Genomic DNA, 12,072 nt, shown 5'->3' on the forward strand with positions numbered 1-12,072 from the left:
GTTTGCGCGGACTTGTCATGATGCGCCAGCACACGCGCCTGATCGGCTGGCTGATGGCGGTGCTGGCGATGGCCGCGTTCACCGCATTGGGGTTCTGGCAGCTGCAGCGCATGCACGCCAAGCAGGCGATGCTGGATGCGCAGGGGCCCGCGGCGGCGCAGGCACTGCCACTGGCGCAGGCCCTGGCCGCGCCCGGTGCGCTGCATGGGGTGGCCGACCATGGCCGCTTCCTGCCCGGGGTGGTGCTGCTGGACAACCAGATGCGCCACGGCCGTGCCGGGGTGAAGATCTATCGGCCGTTCCAGAGTGACGGCGGCAGCGTGCTGCTGGTCGACCTCGGCTGGCGCGCGCTGCCGCCGGATCGCACGTTGCCGCAGCTGCCGGCGCCGCCTTCGCCGGTGGCGGTACGTGGGCTGCTGGCGCCGCCGCCCGCGGCCGGCCTGGCATTGGGGCCGGCGCTGTCGCCCACCGGCGAGGCCGGGCGCTGGCTGGCCAGCCGCCTGCCGGCCGACGGCCTGGCCCGCGTGCTGGGGCTGGCGGTGCTGCCTGACCGGGTGCTGCGACTGGACCCGGCCCTGCCGTTCGGCGATGAGCGCGACCTCGATCTGCTGCCCAACACGCTGCCGCCGCAGCGCCACCTGGGCTATGCCGTGCAGTGGTTCGGCCTGGCGCTGACCGTGCTGGTGGTGGCACTGGTGCTGGAGCGCCGCAGGAAGCGCCCCATGGCCCGGTAGTGCCGGCCGCTGGCCGGCATCCCCCGGTTTCCTGCTGCCGGCCAGCGGCCGGCACTACCGGCATCCCTTTCCCAACCGTGAGAAAATGCCCTGCATGAACACTGCTACGTCCCCGCAGGCGCGCGGTTCCGGCCGCCGGACCCTGGTGCTGCTGTTCGCCGTGTTCTTCGGGGCGATGGCGCTGGCCGCCGTGCTGCGCTTCACCGGCTGGCAGCCGACCGCGCACCGCAATGCCGGCCAGTTGCTGGAGCCGCCGGTGGACCTGCGCCAGCAGCCACCGACCCTGGCCAACGGCCAGGCCTATCCGTGGAACCCCGAAGCGCGGACCTGGCGCCTGCTGGTAGCCCCCGTCGGCGCCTGTGACGCGCAGTGCGTCACTTTGTCGCAGGGACTGGGCAAGGTGTGGCAGCTGTTCGGCCATAACGCCGATAATGTCGAGATCCTGTGGCTCGGTACGCCACCGGCGTCGATCGCCTCGCTGCCCGCGCTGCGGCCGCTGGCTCCGTCGCCAGCCCTGCGCGCGGCGTTGCCGGGCGTCGATGATCCGGCGGGACTGCCGGTCTACGTGATCGATCCGAACGGCTTCGTGATCATGCGCCATGCCCCCGGTAGTGACCTGGGCGGCCTGCGCAAGGACATGGCCACGTTGCTGAAACTGAAGTGAGTCCTGTTTGATGAGCCTTTCCGCGCGCCCGGCGCTGCATCGCAACTTCCACCGCCTGGCGTGGTTCGCCATGATCATGACCGCCAGCACGATCATGTTCGGTGCCTTCGTCCGCCTGTCCGATGCCGGCCTGAGCTGCCCGGACTGGCCGACCTGCTATGGCCAGGCCACCTGGCCGCAGCACGTGGAAGAAACCATCGGCCACCCCGCCGCCGAGATCCGCCCGCTGGAAACCCACAAGGCCTGGCGCGAGCAGGTACACCGCTTCCTGGCCGGCGCGCTGGGCATCGAGATCCTCACCCTGGCCCTGCTGGCCACCCGCAAGCGCCGCTTCGGCACCACCGCGGTGGTGACCGCCTGCGTCCTGGTGGCCGCCGGCATACCGCTGTACATGATGGGCTGGCGTGGCACGGCCAGCGCCCTGGCCCTGGTGGGCGAGGCGATCCTGCTGCTGGCGGCACTGCGCTGGAGCAACATCGACCTGGCGCGTGCGGCCCTGCTGACGCTGGCCGTGGTGATCTTCCAGGCGCTGCTGGGCATGTGGACCGTGACCCTGCTGCTGAAACCCATCGTCGTGATGGGCCACCTGCTGGGCGGCATGCTGATGTTCGCGCTGCTGGTGTGGATGGCCTGGCGTGCGACCCACCTGCCGATCACCCTGGCCGAAGCCCCCAAGCTGAAGTGGCTGCTGCGCATTGGCGTGGCAGTGCTGGTCACCCAGATCGCCCTCGGTGGCTGGGTCAGCGCCAACTATGCGGCGCTGGCCTGCGGCGGCGGCAGCGCTTCGCTGGACAATTTCCCGCGCTGTGCCAACCAGTGGTGGCCGCAGCACAACTTCGCCGAAGGCTTCACCCTGTGGCGCGGCATCGGCGTGGATTACGAAGGCGGCGTGCTGGATGGCGCCTCGCGCATCGCCATCCAGATGGCGCACCGCCTGTTTGCGATCGTGGTGGCGGCCTACCTGCTGTGGCTGGGCCTGCGCCTGTTCCGCGTGCCCAGCATGCGTGGCTGGGCCAGCGCGCTGGTGGCGCTGCTGGTGCTGCAGGTCACCCTGGGCATCCTCAACGTGAAGCTGGCCCTGCCGCTGGAAGTGGCCGTGGCCCACAACGGCGTGGCCGTCGCCCTGTTGTTCGTACTGGTCAGCCTGCTGGCCCGCCTGCGTGCCCCGGACTGATTCCATGTTTTCCAATTACCGCCAGTACTGGGACCTGACCAAACCCAAGGTCGTGGCCCTGATCGTCTTCACCGCCCTGGTCGGCATGGTCCTGGCCATTCCGGGCGTGCCCAGCTGGGAACAGGTGCGCGCCGGTGCGCTCGGCTTCCTCGGCATCTGGCTGGCCGCTTCGGCTGCCGCCGCCATCAACCAGCTGCTGGATGCGCACATCGATGCGCAGATGGCGCGCACCTCGTGGCGCCCGCTGGTGGTGGGCAAGGTCAAGCCGTGGCAGGTGCTGGTGTTTGCCAGCGTGCTGATCGTGCTGTCGATGGCGATCCTGCTGCTGTGGGTGAACTGGATCACCGCGGTGCTGACCTTCGCTTCGCTGATCGGCTATGCGGTGATCTACACCGTGTACCTGAAGCGTGCGACCTCGCAGAACATCGTCATCGGCGGCCTGGCCGGCGCGATGCCGCCGATGCTGGGCTGGGCGGCGATCACCGGCATGCAGGGTTCGTCGGACTGGGCGTACTCGTCGCTGCTGGTGCTGATCATCTTCATCTGGACCCCGCCGCACTTCTGGGCGCTGGCGATCTTCCGCCGCGAGGACTACGCCAAGGCGAAGATCCCGATGCTGCCGGTGACCCATGGCGTGGTGCACACGCGCAAGCAGATCATGGCGTATTCGGTGGTGCTGGCGCTGGTGTGCGTGGTGCCGTACCTGGTGGGCATGAGCGGCCCGTTCTACCTGGGCGGCGCGATCGTGCTCAATGCCGTGTTCCTCTGGTACGCCTGGCGCATGCTGAACCCGCCGGACGAGCTGTTCTCGATGAAGATGTTCCACTACTCCATCGTGTACCTGATGGCGCTGTTCGCGTTCCTGCTGGTGGACCACTGGATCCTGCCCTGGATGTGATGGGCCACCTGTAGAGCCGAGCCCATGCTCGGCTGATTGCCGGATCCCCGAAGGGGCTCTGACCCCGCCTGATCGCGCGGACATCCACGCATGGCGTGGATCTACTGGAAGGCCGAGGCGGGCGTGGCCCTGTAGAGTCGAGCCCATGCTCGGCTGATTGCCGGAACATCCACGCATGGCGTGGATCACCTTGAACCGCGCTCGTGGCGCCGCCATTGCTGTTCCTGACCCCAGGGAAAGGAAGCAGCAGGGATGCATTCGATCTACCGCTGGACCACCGCGCTGATCCTGGCGCTGGGCATGGCCGTGACCGCGCATGCCGATGACACTGCCTCGCAGATCCGCCAGCACACCGCCGACCACCGCATGCTGGTGCTGGGTGAATTGCACGGAACACGCGAGACGCCGCTGCTGGTGCGGCAGCTGGTGGACGATTACAGCCGCGATGGCACGCCGGTATTCTTGGCGCTGGAACTGAAGCGTGCCGAAAACCCCACGCTGCGCGATTACCTGGCTTCCGATGGCGGGGCCGCGGCACGCCAGCGCCTGCACGGCCGCGCGTTCTGGACCGTGCACGACGACCAGCACGATGGCCGTCGCAGCCGCGACATGCTGGCGCTGATCGAAGACCTGCGCGCGCTGAAGGCACGGGGGCGTGCCATCGACGTGGTCGGCTATGACGTCAACCACAGTGATGGCAACAACCAGACACGCGACAACCGCATGGCAGCCGAGCTGCGGCGTCTGTACCGGCGCGTGCCAGCTGGCGCACGCATGCTGGTGCTGACCGGCAACGTGCACGCCATGCTGCAGCGGCCGGCAGGTGCGCCGCCTGAAATGCAGACACGGCCGATGGCATCGCTGCTGCGGGATCTGGATATCTACAGCGTGGGGCTGCAAGCGCAGCATGGCCAGTACTGGGGATGCGCGGGCACTTGCATGGCGCGGTCAGTGCCCGAACAGGTGGCGCGCGGCCCACGGGTCGATACCCATGCCGGCCGCCAGTACGACTTGTGGGTGTGGATGCCGCAGCTGAGCGTCGGCACGCTGGTAGACCCGTAGCGTCGCGCAACTCATCCACGCATGGCGTGGATCTACTGCAGGCTCGCGCCATCCGTGGTCCGGTAGATCCACGCCACGCGTGGATGATTTCCCACCGAATCCTTTGCACCCGGTGTCGATCTCTGCTTGCGAGGGCCGCACTGCGGCCGTTGATGACTCGTCCTTCTGTGGAGCAAGGTGGTCGCAATGAACTTCAATCTGCTGCTTGTTGCCTGCATCCCGATCTCGGCAACTACATGCGCATCCCAGGTTGATGCGGAAGCTGACGTGGTCGGGCAATGGCTGCATCAACGCACCATGCAGGCCGCTTTAAACGCGGACACGTCGCCGGTGGGCAGCTACCGCATCGTGCGATTGGCAGATATGGATGCCCCCGAAGAGGTCAAGCAGCAGCTTCGTGCTGATATCAAACGAGCCAAGAGTGTCGTGCAGGTTGTCGAAGGGAACATTCCAACGCAGGTCGAAATACTGGCTGCCGTGCCGCGTACTCAGCGTTCTGCGTCGGAACTACGCCAGCGTTTGCCGCAGCCTCCCAGCAGGCTGGACGCTACTCTCCTCGGACCCGCCGAGCTGATCGGCATGGAGCCGAGTGGCGCGTTGGACGGTGCAAAGTCCTCGGGCCTGAGCCGCTTCTACCGGCTGGAGGGTGTCGGCATCGTGGAGTTCAGCGAGAACAACTTCCTCGCTGCGGGCATGCAGATCGAGGTCATCGCGGAGGCGCAGAACACCGAGGTGAACGGCAAGCCCGCTAACCTTGGAAAGGTTGTTGATGGTGCCGGCCGTACCCGGGTAGAGCTTGCCTGGACGGGAGACAGCAAGACCTACAGCCTGATTGCCACAGGCGAGCCGGGCAGTGACGTGGAGCGCAACGCCCGAGTGCTGCATGACATCGCCGCGGCCATCGTGGATTAGCGGCGGCAATCAGCCGAGCATGGGCTCGGCTCTACAGTAGATCCACGCCATGCGTGGATGGTCTCCCCGCAACAACCCGCGCGCCCAGTAGATCCACGCCACGCGTGGATGGGGTTCCCACAACCACCGCGCGCCCAGTAGATCCACGCCACGCGTGGATGGGGTTCCCACAACCACCCGCGCGTTCAGTAGATCCACGCCATGCGTGGATGGTCTCCCCACAACAACCCGCGCGCCCAATCAGGGCGCGCGCTTCGCATACCGCTGCGCGATCACGCCGCAGACGATCAGCTGGATCTGGTGGTAGATCATCACCGGCAGCACGATGGCGCCCAGGCTGCCGCCGGCGAACAGCACCTTGGCGATCGGCACGCCGGTGGCCAGGCTCTTCTTCGACCCACAGAACACGATGGCGATCTCGTCCTCGCGGTTGAAGTGCAGGCGGCGGGCCAGGAAGGTGATGAGCGGCATCGCGATGCCCAGCAGCACGGCGGCCACCACGGCCACGGCGAACAGGGACAGCAGCGGCGTCTTGCTCCACAGCCCCTCGGTCACGGCTTCGCCGAAGGCCGAATACACCACCAGCAGAATGGTCGCCTGGTCGGTGTAGCGCAGCAGCGCACGCTGCTTTTCCACCCAGCCGGCGATCCACGGCCGCAACAGGTGGCCGGCCACGAATGGCACCAGCAGCTGCAGCATGATGCCGCCGATGGCATGCAGCGGGTCATGCACGCCGCCGGAGGTACCGGCCAGTGCGGTCAGCAGCAGGGGCGTGAGGAACACGCCGAGGATGCTCGACAGCGAAGCGCTGCACACCGCCGCCGGCACGTTGCCGCGCGCCATCGAGGTGAAGGCGATGGACGACTGCACGGTGGAGGGCAGGGTGCACAGGAACAGCACGCCCATGTACAGCTCAGGCGTCAGCAGCCAGCCGGACAGCGGCTTGAACAGCAGGCCCAGCAGCGGGAACAGGATGAAGGTGCACGCCAGGATGGTCAGGTGCAGCCGCCAGTGCAGCATGCCGCCGATGATCGACTCGCGTGGCAGGCGCGCGCCATGCAGGAAGAACAGCGCGGCGATGGCGACGGTGGTGACATCGTCCAGCACGATGGCGGCGGCGCCCTTCATCGGCAGCAGCGAGGCCAGGCCGACGGTGCACAGCAGGGCGAGGGTGAAGTTGTCCGGTCGCAGGCGCGACCACCAGCGGGTCATGGTGGGCAGGCTCCTCGTTGCAGGGGGTCAGGGATGGGAAACGGGTGCGGCCAGGCGTTGCCGGGTGGCCGCTTCCAGTGAGGTCAGGCCAGCGCGCTGGCCCAGCTGCAGGGCCTGCTCGGGGCTGGCCTGTTCGTAGCGGGCGTTGACCAGGCCGAGCACGGCGCCGGCACGGTTGCCCGACGCGCAGTGCAGCAGCACCGGGCCCTGGCTCTGCTGCAGTGCCTGGTGCACCGCGCGCACGTTGGCCGCATCCAGGCCCTCGGCGCCGGCCACCGGGATGCGCACGTAGCGCAGGCCCAACGCCTCGGCCTGGGCGGTTTCGTCGAACCCCCGGTCCTCGCCGGGCTGGCGCAGGTCGATGACCGTGCGCACGCCCTGCGCGGCCAGCGCCTGCAGCTGTGCGGCACTGGGCTGGCCGCCGGCATACAGGCCGGGGCGGACTTCATTGAGCGGCGTGTCCCCGGCCCAGGCGGGCAGGGTCGTGCAGAGTGACAGCAACAGCAGGCAGGTCAGGCGCAGCAGCATGCTCTCTCCGTGTGTGGGGCTGCCGCTACAGGCGCAGGGTGGCGCGGGCCTTCAAGAGTTCGCGCAGTTCGTACTTGTCAGTATCGTCCAGGCCCTGCTGGCGCTGCTTTGCCAACAGCTCGTCCAGACGTTGCACCAGCAGTTGTTTCTCCAGCTGGGCCACCGCGTCGTGCAGTTCCTGGGTCCACATCGCCTCGTCGCCGGGCATGGTCTGCGCAGCCAGCGTGTGCAGCGAGGCCTGTTCTTCGCGGCCATCGAAGTGTTCCAGCAGGGCGCCGGTGCTGATGTCCGGGCGCTGTTCGACCAGGCCCAGCAGTTCCAGCAGCAGCTCCACGCCGGGCAGGCGCAGGCCCTGGAAATGGTGCTTGCCGCCCAGGCTCATCGCCAGCGACGGCTGCTGCAGCAGCACGGCGATGGCACCACGCACCAGGCTGCGCTTGGCGATGGGCTGGATCTGCCGGGCCGGCGCGCGCTGCGGCATCGGCGCGCGCGTGGCCGCAGCGTTGCCAGCCCCCAGGCCGGTCAGCTGTGCCAGCTGCTGCTTCATCAGGTCGCCGAAGGCACCATCGGGAATCTGCGCCAGCATCGGCTTGGCCCGCTCGGCCAGGCGCGCCTTGCCATCCAGCGTGCCCAGGTTGATCTCGCGGGTCAGTTCGTCGAAGAAGAACTGCGACAGCGGCGTGGCCTGCTTCAGGCGCTCGTTGAAGACCTCGGCGCCTTCCTTGCGCACGATGGTGTCCGGGTCTTCGCCATCGGGCAGGAACAGGAAGAACGCCTGGCGGCCATCCTTCATGCGCGGCAGCACCGACTCCAGCGCCTTCCAGCCGGCACGGCGGCCGGCGGCGTCGCCGTCGAAGCAGAAGAACACGTCCGGCGCATTGCGGAACAGCAGCTCGGCGTGGTCCGGCGTGGTGGCCGTGCCCAGCGTGGCCACCGCCTGGGTGACCCCGAACTGGAACAGCGAGACCACGTCCATGTAGCCCTCGACCACGATCAGCCGCTCGATCTTCTGGTTGGCCTGGCGCACCTGCCACAGGCCGTACAGCTCGCGGCCCTTGTGGAACAGCGCGGTTTCCGGCGAGTTGAGGTACTTGGGGCCGTCGTCCTTCTCGAACACGCGGCCGCCGAAGGCGATGACACGGCCACGGCGGTCGAAGATCGGGAACATCACCCGGTCGCGGAACTTGTCGTAGACGTGGCCGCGATCGTTCTTGGAAAACAGGCCGGCGCGGTCGAGCAGCTTCATCCGCCGCTCGTCCTTGCCCAGCGCATCGCGCAGGCCGCTGTAGCCGTCCGGCGCATAGCCGATCTGGAAGCGCGCGCGGTTTTCCTCGTCCACGCCGCGGCCGTCCAGGTAGGTACGGGCCTTCTCGCTGCCTTCGAGGTTCTTCTGGAAGAACTTCGTCGCCGCATCCAGCGCGGAATACAGCTCGCGGCTGTCGTCCTGCTGCTGGGCGTTGCGCGGGTTCTCGCTGCGCGGCACTTCCATGCCGGCGCGCTTGGCCAGTTCATCCACCGCATCGAGGAATTCGAGGCGGTCGTAGTTCATCAGGAAGCTGATGGCGGTGCCGTGCGCGCCGCAGCCGAAGCAGTGGTAGAACTGCTTGGTGGGCGAGACCGTGAACGAGGCCGAGCGCTCGTCATGGAACGGGCAGCGCGCCGCATATTCCTTGCCCTGGCGCTTCAACGGCACGCGGCTGCCCACCACCTCGACGATGTCGGAGCGGGCCAGCAGGTCGTCGATGAATGCGTCGGGGATACGGGCCATGGGCAACAGGGCAGGGGCGCGGCCAGGGGCCACGCGAGGCGGACGATCAATCCGCCTAGTTTACTCCCTGCCGGGCAGGGGGCCGGCGTTGGCCGGATCGATGCCGGCAGCGGCCAGGTGGGTACGTGCGCGCAGGCGCTCGTCGATCACCGCGGTCATCAGTGCGCCGACGAAGAACACCACGGTGGCGTAGTAGATCCAGACCAGCGAGATGACCAGCGCGCCCATCGAACCGTATGCGCTGCCGGGGGCGACGGTGGCGATGTACACGCCGATGCCATAGCGGCCCAGCGCGAACAGTGCCGAGGTGATGACGCCGCCGATGAAGGCCTGGCGCCAGGCTACGCGTCGGTCCGGCAGGTAGTGGTACATGAAAGCGAAGCCGACCGCATACAGCAGCAGGCTGGTGAGATAGCCGATGGCCGGCAGGATCGAGGGCAACTGGGCGAAGGCCACCTGCAGCATGGTGGTGGCGGTCATCGACAGGATCAGCAGGAAGCCCAGTGCCAGCACCACGCCGAAGGAGAACACGCGCTTGCGCAGCCAGGCCTTGATGCCCTCGAGCCGCTCGCCGCTGGTGCGGAAGATCAGGTTGAGTGCGTTCTGCAGCTGGGCGAACACCGCGGTGGCACCGATGAACAGCAGCAGGGTGCTCCACAGCCCGGCCAGCGAACCGACGTCCGGCTGGTTGTCGGCGTTCTTCAGTACGGTTTCGGCCACGGTGGCCGCGCTGCTGCCGGCGGCGGCGCTGATCTGTTCGACCAGAGCCTGCTGCGCGGGGGGATACAGCGAGGCGGTCAGCCACAGCAGCAGCACCAGCAGGGGTGCCATCGAGAGCAGGGCGTAGAAGGAGACCGAGGCGGCCTGGGTGAGCACGTCGATCTCGACGAAGCGCTTGCCGACGGCCATGGGAAAGCTGTCCTGCAGGCGCTGGACGTATTTGCGTAGATTCACGGGGACAGGGGACGCGGGTTCAACCATGCGGCTGTTGTAACAGCCGGGGGTCGAAGGCGTGGTGAAGCAGACAGACACAGGTAGCGCCGGGCCATGCCCGGCGACGTTGGGAAACGCCGGGCATGGCCCGGCGCTACCGGATGAAACGCTGGATTACGACAGCTGCTGCTTGACCAGCTTGGACACCAGGCCCATGTCGGCCTGGCCGGCCAGCTTGGGCTTCAGTGCGCCCATCAGCTTGCCCATGTCGGCCGCGCCGGTGGCACCGGTCTCGGCAATGGCGGCCTGGATGGCGGCCACGATCTCGGCCTCGCCCATCTTGGCCGGCAGGTAGGCTTCGATCACCACGATCTCGGCGCGCTCGATCTCGGCCAGGTCTTCACGGCTGGCGGCCACGAACTGGGTGACCGAGTCCTTGCGCTGCTTGACCATCTTGTCCAGCACGGCGATGACGGCGGTGTCATCCAGCTCGACACGCTCGTCCACTTCCTTCTGCTTGATGGCGGCGTTGATCAGGCGGATCACGCCCAGCTTGTGCTTCTCGCCCGCCTTCATGGCGGCCTTCATGTCGTCGGTGAGCTGCTGCTTCATGCTCATGAGGAACCTCGTGGTGGTGGTGGGGCAGGGGCGGATACCCGAACCCGGAAACGCAAAAAGCCGGCGACGCTTGCGCGTGCCGGCTTCGGCTCCACTGCGACAGGCAAGCCCGTCGCAATGAAGATGCGTCCGATCAGTACAGGCGCTGACGCTTGGTGACGTCGCGCGACGAGCGGCGCAGCTGACGCTTCACAGCAGCGGCGGCCTTGCGCTTGCGCTCCTGGGTCGGCTTTTCGTAGAACTCGCGCTTGCGGGTTTCGGCCAGCACACCGGCCTTTTCGCAAGTGCGCTTGAAGCGGCGAAGAGCAAACTCGAAGGGCTCGTTCTCGCGGACTTTGACGCTGGGCATGGAATCTCCGGGACACAGTAGAACCGGGTCACGCCCGGCGAGCCGCACATTATAGCGGCGAATCAACAAACTGCAAGCGTCCAACCCTGAATGCGGGCCGGGGTTCGAAAGCAGTGGGATCTGCACGTCCCCCGAGGGGGCGGCAGGGGCGTCATAATAGCAGGCATGCGAGTCCTTGGCATCGAATCTTCCTGTGATGAGACCGGCGTGGCGGTGTATGACACCGACCTGGCCGGCAGCGCGGCCCTGCGCGCCCATGCGGTCTACAGCCAGATCGCGCTGCACGCCGAGTACGGCGGTGTGGTGCCCGAGCTGGCCAGCCGCGACCACGTCCGCAAGCTGCTGCCGCTGGTGCGCCAGACCCTGGCTGAGGCCGGCCTGGGCGTGGGCGACATCGACGGGGTGGCCTATACGGCTGGCCCCGGCCTGGTCGGCGCCCTGCTGGTCGGCGCGGGCGTGGCCCGTTCGCTGGCCTGGGCGCTGGAGGTACCGGCAGTGGGCGTACACCATATGGAAGGCCACCTGCTGGCGCCGCTGATGGAAGACGACCCGCCGGAAGCCCCGTTCGTGGCCCTGCTGGTATCGGGCGGCCACACCCAGCTGGTGGCGGTGGACGCCATCGGCCAGTACCGCCTGCTGGGCGAGACCCTGGACGATGCGGCCGGCGAGGCCTTCGACAAGACCGCCAAGCTGATGGGCCTGCCTTACCCGGGCGGCCCGCAGCTGGCCAGGCTGGCCGAGCAGGGCACGCCGGGCGCCTACCGCTTCGCGCGGCCGATGACCGACCGCCCGGGGCTGGATTTCAGCTTCTCCGGCCTGAAGACCCAGGTCCTGATGGCCTGGCGCGACAGCGACCAGAGCGAACAGACCCGCGCCGACATCGCCCGTGGCTTTGAGGACGCGGTGGTGGAGACCCTGTCCATCAAGTGCGAACGCGCGCTGGAAGCGGCGGGCACCAACGTGATCGTGGTGGCGGGCGGCGTGGGTGCGAACAAGCGCCTGCGCGCGCGCCTGCAGCAGATGGCCGAACGCCTGGGCGGCCGCGCCTGCTTCCCGCGCCCGGCGCTGTGCACCGACAACGGCGCGATGATCGCCTTCGCTGGCGCGTTGCGCCTGCAGGCCGGCCAGCACAACCCGCCGAAGGTGGAAGTCACCCCGCGCTGGGACATGGCGACCCTGCCGGCGGTTTGAACCGGTAGCGCCGGGCCGCGCCCGGCGGA

The 12,072-nt window shown here is 67.9% G+C and carries 13 protein-coding genes; 7 read left to right on the forward strand and 6 right to left on the reverse strand.

What is annotated here, in order from left to right; genetic code table 11:
• Positions 1–17 precede the first annotated feature (17 nt).
• The 6 genes from QMZ26_RS13340 to QMZ26_RS13365 all read left to right on the forward strand — a co-directional run bounded on the left by QMZ26_RS13340 (position 18) and on the right by QMZ26_RS13365 (position 5,444).
• The gene (locus QMZ26_RS13340) at positions 18–734 is read left to right on the forward strand and encodes an SURF1 family protein (protein WP_283221747.1); all 717 of its coding nucleotides are present in this window, start codon (positions 18–20) and stop codon (positions 732–734) included.
• Between the two features lie 94 nt (positions 735–828).
• Positions 829–1,398 (forward strand): hypothetical protein, encoded by a 570-nt coding sequence (locus tag QMZ26_RS13345; RefSeq protein WP_283221748.1) that lies wholly within the window; start codon positions 829–831, stop codon positions 1,396–1,398.
• 10 nt (positions 1,399–1,408) lie between these two features.
• Positions 1,409–2,572 carry a COX15/CtaA family protein gene (locus tag QMZ26_RS13350; RefSeq protein WP_283221749.1) on the forward strand — a complete coding sequence of 388 codons (1,164 nt, stop codon included), beginning with the start codon at positions 1,409–1,411 and terminating at the stop codon, positions 2,570–2,572.
• Positions 2,573–2,576: 4 nt separating this feature from the next.
• Entirely contained in the window at positions 2,577–3,470 is an 894-nt protein-coding gene (gene cyoE, locus QMZ26_RS13355) for a heme o synthase (protein WP_283221750.1), read from the forward strand.
• Between the two features lie 252 nt (positions 3,471–3,722).
• A complete protein-coding gene (locus QMZ26_RS13360) occupies positions 3,723–4,532 on the forward strand; it encodes a calcium-binding protein (RefSeq protein WP_283221751.1) in 810 nt (269 codons plus the stop codon).
• Positions 4,533–4,718: 186 nt separating this feature from the next.
• Positions 4,719–5,444, forward strand: coding sequence for a hypothetical protein (locus tag QMZ26_RS13365; protein WP_283221752.1), 726 nt, complete (start codon positions 4,719–4,721; stop codon positions 5,442–5,444).
• Positions 5,445–5,684: 240 nt separating this feature from the next.
• On the opposite strand, the gene QMZ26_RS13370 is transcribed toward QMZ26_RS13365, so the two are convergent.
• The 6 genes from QMZ26_RS13370 to rpsU all read right to left on the reverse strand — a co-directional run bounded on the left by QMZ26_RS13370 (position 5,685) and on the right by rpsU (position 10,852).
• Positions 5,685–6,656, reverse strand: a complete 972-nt coding sequence (locus QMZ26_RS13370) for a bile acid:sodium symporter family protein (RefSeq protein ID WP_097048522.1) — start codon at positions 6,654–6,656, stop codon at positions 5,685–5,687.
• A 27-nt stretch (positions 6,657–6,683) separates the two neighbouring features.
• A complete protein-coding gene (locus QMZ26_RS13375) occupies positions 6,684–7,184 on the reverse strand; it encodes a sulfur transferase domain-containing protein (protein ID WP_283221753.1) in 501 nt (166 codons plus the stop codon).
• 25 nt (positions 7,185–7,209) lie between these two features.
• Entirely contained in the window at positions 7,210–8,952 is a 1,743-nt protein-coding gene (gene dnaG / locus QMZ26_RS13380) for a DNA primase (RefSeq protein WP_283221754.1), read from the reverse strand.
• Between the two features lie 60 nt (positions 8,953–9,012).
• Positions 9,013–9,933: a YihY/virulence factor BrkB family protein gene (locus QMZ26_RS13385; RefSeq protein ID WP_108745780.1), complete on the reverse strand. Its 921-nt coding sequence runs from the start codon at positions 9,931–9,933 to the stop codon at positions 9,013–9,015.
• Between the two features lie 126 nt (positions 9,934–10,059).
• Complete coding sequence (locus QMZ26_RS13390; protein ID WP_079225055.1) at positions 10,060–10,503, reverse strand: GatB/YqeY domain-containing protein; 444 nt, start codon at positions 10,501–10,503, stop codon at positions 10,060–10,062.
• Between the two features lie 133 nt (positions 10,504–10,636).
• The gene (gene rpsU, locus QMZ26_RS13395; protein ID WP_002808376.1) at positions 10,637–10,852 is read right to left on the reverse strand and encodes a 30S ribosomal protein S21; all 216 of its coding nucleotides are present in this window, start codon (positions 10,850–10,852) and stop codon (positions 10,637–10,639) included.
• A gap of 165 nt (positions 10,853–11,017) precedes the next feature.
• Between rpsU and tsaD the strand changes: the two genes are divergently transcribed.
• Positions 11,018–12,043, forward strand: a complete 1,026-nt coding sequence (gene tsaD, locus QMZ26_RS13400; RefSeq protein WP_079225057.1) for a tRNA (adenosine(37)-N6)-threonylcarbamoyltransferase complex transferase subunit TsaD — start codon at positions 11,018–11,020, stop codon at positions 12,041–12,043.
• Positions 12,044–12,072 lie beyond the last annotated feature (29 nt).

The organism is Stenotrophomonas sp. PFBMAA-4 (genome assembly GCF_030053215.1).
Lineage (GTDB): Bacteria > Pseudomonadota > Gammaproteobacteria > Xanthomonadales > Xanthomonadaceae > Stenotrophomonas.

What these genes read in the sequence shown, in the direction of transcription:
- QMZ26_RS13340 (WP_283221747.1), top strand. Translation starts at nt 18, where the DNA reads ATGATGCGCCAGCACACGCGCCTGATCGGCTGGCTGATGGCGGTGCTG.
- QMZ26_RS13345 (WP_283221748.1), top strand. Translation starts at nt 829, where the DNA reads ATGAACACTGCTACGTCCCCGCAGGCGCGCGGTTCCGGCCGCCGGACC.
- QMZ26_RS13350 (WP_283221749.1), top strand. Translation starts at nt 1,409, where the DNA reads ATGAGCCTTTCCGCGCGCCCGGCGCTGCATCGCAACTTCCACCGCCTG.
- cyoE (WP_283221750.1), top strand. Translation starts at nt 2,577, where the DNA reads ATGTTTTCCAATTACCGCCAGTACTGGGACCTGACCAAACCCAAGGTC.
- QMZ26_RS13360 (WP_283221751.1), top strand. Translation starts at nt 3,723, where the DNA reads ATGCATTCGATCTACCGCTGGACCACCGCGCTGATCCTGGCGCTGGGC.
- QMZ26_RS13365 (WP_283221752.1), top strand. Translation starts at nt 4,719, where the DNA reads ATGAACTTCAATCTGCTGCTTGTTGCCTGCATCCCGATCTCGGCAACT.
- QMZ26_RS13370 (WP_097048522.1), bottom strand. Translation starts at nt 6,656, where the DNA reads ATGACCCGCTGGTGGTCGCGCCTGCGACCGGACAACTTCACCCTCGCC.
- QMZ26_RS13375 (WP_283221753.1), bottom strand. Translation starts at nt 7,184, where the DNA reads ATGCTGCTGCGCCTGACCTGCCTGCTGTTGCTGTCACTCTGCACGACC.
- dnaG (WP_283221754.1), bottom strand. Translation starts at nt 8,952, where the DNA reads ATGGCCCGTATCCCCGACGCATTCATCGACGACCTGCTGGCCCGCTCC.
- QMZ26_RS13385 (WP_108745780.1), bottom strand. Translation starts at nt 9,933, where the DNA reads ATGGTTGAACCCGCGTCCCCTGTCCCCGTGAATCTACGCAAATACGTC.
- QMZ26_RS13390 (WP_079225055.1), bottom strand. Translation starts at nt 10,503, where the DNA reads ATGAGCATGAAGCAGCAGCTCACCGACGACATGAAGGCCGCCATGAAG.
- rpsU (WP_002808376.1), bottom strand. Translation starts at nt 10,852, where the DNA reads ATGCCCAGCGTCAAAGTCCGCGAGAACGAGCCCTTCGAGTTTGCTCTT.
- tsaD (WP_079225057.1), top strand. Translation starts at nt 11,018, where the DNA reads ATGCGAGTCCTTGGCATCGAATCTTCCTGTGATGAGACCGGCGTGGCG.